General features: G+C 49.7%; 3 protein-coding genes. 2 read left to right on the top strand and 1 reads right to left on the bottom strand.

Annotated features, from left to right (window positions below; all coding sequences use genetic code 11):
• A partial coding sequence (locus DBO31_RS04660; protein WP_150824559.1) for a Tex-like N-terminal domain-containing protein occupies positions 1 to 1,556 on the bottom strand: 1,556 nt, incomplete at its 3' end.
• A gap of 236 nt (positions 1,557 to 1,792) precedes the next feature.
• On the opposite strand from DBO31_RS04660, the gene DBO31_RS04655 reads away from it, so the two are divergent.
• Both DBO31_RS04655 and DBO31_RS04650 read left to right on the top strand, forming a co-directional pair.
• Positions 1,793 to 2,230 (top strand): Fur family transcriptional regulator, encoded by a 438-nt coding sequence (locus DBO31_RS04655; RefSeq protein ID WP_059075409.1) that lies wholly within the window; start codon positions 1,793 to 1,795, stop codon positions 2,228 to 2,230.
• Positions 2,231 to 2,301: 71 nt separating this feature from the next.
• Positions 2,302 to 2,835, top strand: a 534-nt coding sequence (locus DBO31_RS04650) for a deoxyribonuclease IV (protein ID WP_150824558.1), incomplete at its 3' end; no start/stop codon positions are given.

The following is a 2,835-nucleotide window of genomic DNA, read 5'->3' as shown; positions in this document are numbered from 1 at the left end:
GGGCCGTTTTCATTGCGATAGGTGACGATGTTTGCAGCCGTAGCTGAGGTCAGGCCCGATACGTGCTGCAACAGAGCAGCTGAAGCCGTATTGAGATCGACGCCGACATAATTGACAACCGATTCGACGACTGCATCCAGTGCTGCCGTCAGGGATTTTTGATTGACATCATGCTGATACTGGCCGACACCGATGGACTGGGGGTCGATTTTGACCGATTCTGCCAGCGGGTCCTGGATGCGGCGGGCGATGGAAACGGCTCCGCGTATCGTGACATCCAGATCCGGTAATTCCTCCCGGGCCAGTTCCGATGCCGAATAAACCGAGGCGCCGGCTTCGTTGGTAATGAGATAGCGGCATTTCAAATGCTGTTCATGGATTAAGCGGGAAACGAACTGTTCCGTCTCATATGAGGCCGTTCCGTTACCGATGGAAATGAGGGTAACTTCGTGCTCCCTGATCATGTGGGTCAGAGCATCGGCGCTTTCATGACGCTGTTTTTCCGAGCCCGTAAGGTGATAGGTCCCGTAGGCCAGCACGGCACCGGTAGAGTCGATGACAGCAGCTTTGCAGCCTGTGCGGTACCCCGGATCGAGACCGAGAATGGTCTGACCGGTAAAAGGAGGCTGCAGGAGCAGACTGCGCAGATTAGCGGCAAAGACCTGAATAGCCTGTTTTTCTGCCTTTTCTGTGAGTTCATTGCGAATTTCCCGTTCTATCTGGGGACAGATGAGACGTTTATAGCTGTCGGTGGCGGCGCTTTCCAGTATATCTTTATATGGAGAGGGGCCTTTGATGATCATCTGGCACAACCGGCTGATATATGCGTCGGTACGGACTTCCAGATTGACTTTCAGCGCTTTCTGGTTTTCCCCGCGGTTAATAGCCAGGATACGATGACTGGGCAGGCGCCGGATGGCTTCGTGAAAATCTCTATAGGCGAGATAAATCCGTGATTTTTCCTCTTCTTCCTGCAGCGAGCAGGTGAGTTTGCCGTCATGCCAGAAGGAGTTACGTAAAAAACGGCGGTATGGGGCGAGTTCGGAGCAGCGTTCGGCAATAATATTAGCAGCGCCCTGGATGGCATCCTCTACGGTAGGCACATCTTTGGTCAGATAAGCTTCTGCTGCTTTTTCCGGAGCTGGCCCGTGTATATCCTGATTCCAGAATAAATCAGCCAGAGGTGTCAGGCCTGCGTCGCGGGCCATCGATGCTTTCGTACGCTTTTTAGGCTTAAAGGGCAGATATATATCTTCTACGTCCTGTAACAGCCGGGCTTTTTCCAGCTGGCTTTTGATTTCATTGCTCCATAATCCCTGATCCATGATGGATTGGCGTACCGTGTCCTTGCGGTTGCTGAGTGTTTCTTCGTATTCATACTGTTCCTTGATCTGGCGCAGCTGTTGTTCATCCAGGGTCCCCGTTGCCTCTTTGCGGTACCGGGCGATAAACGGGATGGTATTGCCACTGGCAAACAGGTCTAATGCGGTCCGGACCTGTCCCGGGCGGATATGCAGGTCAGAAGCTATCTGATGGATAATCATTTCTTCATTCATGCCGGTCTCCTTTCTTCCTAGTACTATATTATGAGTGGAAATAGCTGTTCCGTCAACGTCTGATTTGACAAAGGACCAAATATAATGTATATTTTTCGTATTATTTAGAATCTTTGTATTGCCATTTCAACAAATAACGGTTACAATATAGTAGAAGCACAATTTAAAAATCATACTCATTTAATAGCATTCACAGGTGAAAAATCCTTGTTAATGGAGAAAGGAGGATTATGTCTATGGATATTGCTGCAGTATTGCGGGAAAACGGCTATAAAGTCACGCCACAGCGTCTGGCCGTGTATGAAGTAGTCAACAATAATACGACACATCCCAATGCAGAAGCCATTTATAAAGAATTACAGCCCAAATATCCGTTCATGAGTCTGGCGACGGTATATAAAACGATGGAAATTTTTGCAAAAATCGGTGTCGTACAGGTGCTGCAGTGCGAAGAAGATGCGCACCGCTATGATTTTAACACCAAGCCCCATGCCCATATCCGCTGCACCCGCTGCAACCGCGTCATGGATGTAGATGTGGAACGGGATAAGCTCGCTGATCTGGCTCAGACACAAACGGGCTATCGGGTAGATTCTGTCAATGTATCCTTTACGGGAATTTGTGCAGAATGCCAGAATGAAGAAACGGGATGCCAGAACGAAAAAGAAAATTAATAGGATAAGCAGGCAGGCTGGGACGAATTGGTTTCGTTGCAGCCTGTTTTTGCATAAAAGGAGAAAAGGCTATGCTTCATATAGGATGTCATTTATCTGTTTCCCAGGGATTCCTGCATATGGGTGAAGAAGCCCTGTCGATCGGTGCCGATACATTTCAGTTTTTTACACGCAATCCCCGCGGCGGCAGCGTCCGGCCTCTCGATACGGACGATATGGCAGCGTTGAACCGGCTGATGGCGGAGCATCATTTTGCTCCTATACTGGCTCATGCACCGTATACGCTGAATGGCTGTTCGAAGACGGAAAAGACGCGGATTTTTGCCAGAGAAGCTATGGCTGATGACCTGCGCCGTCTGGAATACCTCGATCATTGCCGCTACAACTTCCATCCAGGCAGCCACGTCGGACAGGGGGCGGAAACAGGAATAGATTTTATTGCTGATATGCTCAATACGTGCATGTTCAAAGGCCAGAAAACGACGGTCCTGCTGGAAACGATGGCCGGCAAGGGGACAGAAGTAGGCCGCAATTTTGAGGAAATTGCCGCTATCATTGAAAAGGTGGAACGGCAGGACAACATCGGGGTCTGCCTCGATACCTGC

This window comes from Megasphaera sp. DJF_B143 (assembly GCF_900320625.1).
In the GTDB taxonomy this organism is placed as follows: Bacteria; Bacillota; Negativicutes; order Veillonellales; family Megasphaeraceae; genus Megasphaera; species Megasphaera hexanoica.
The sequence above is the reverse complement of the archived record's forward strand: the minus strand, read 5'-3'. Positions and strand labels throughout refer to the sequence as shown.

Coding starts and splice junctions, on each gene's coding strand:
- DBO31_RS04655 (WP_059075409.1), top strand. CDS start 1,793: ATGGATATTGCTGCAGTATTGCGGGAAAACGGCTATAAAGTCACGCCA.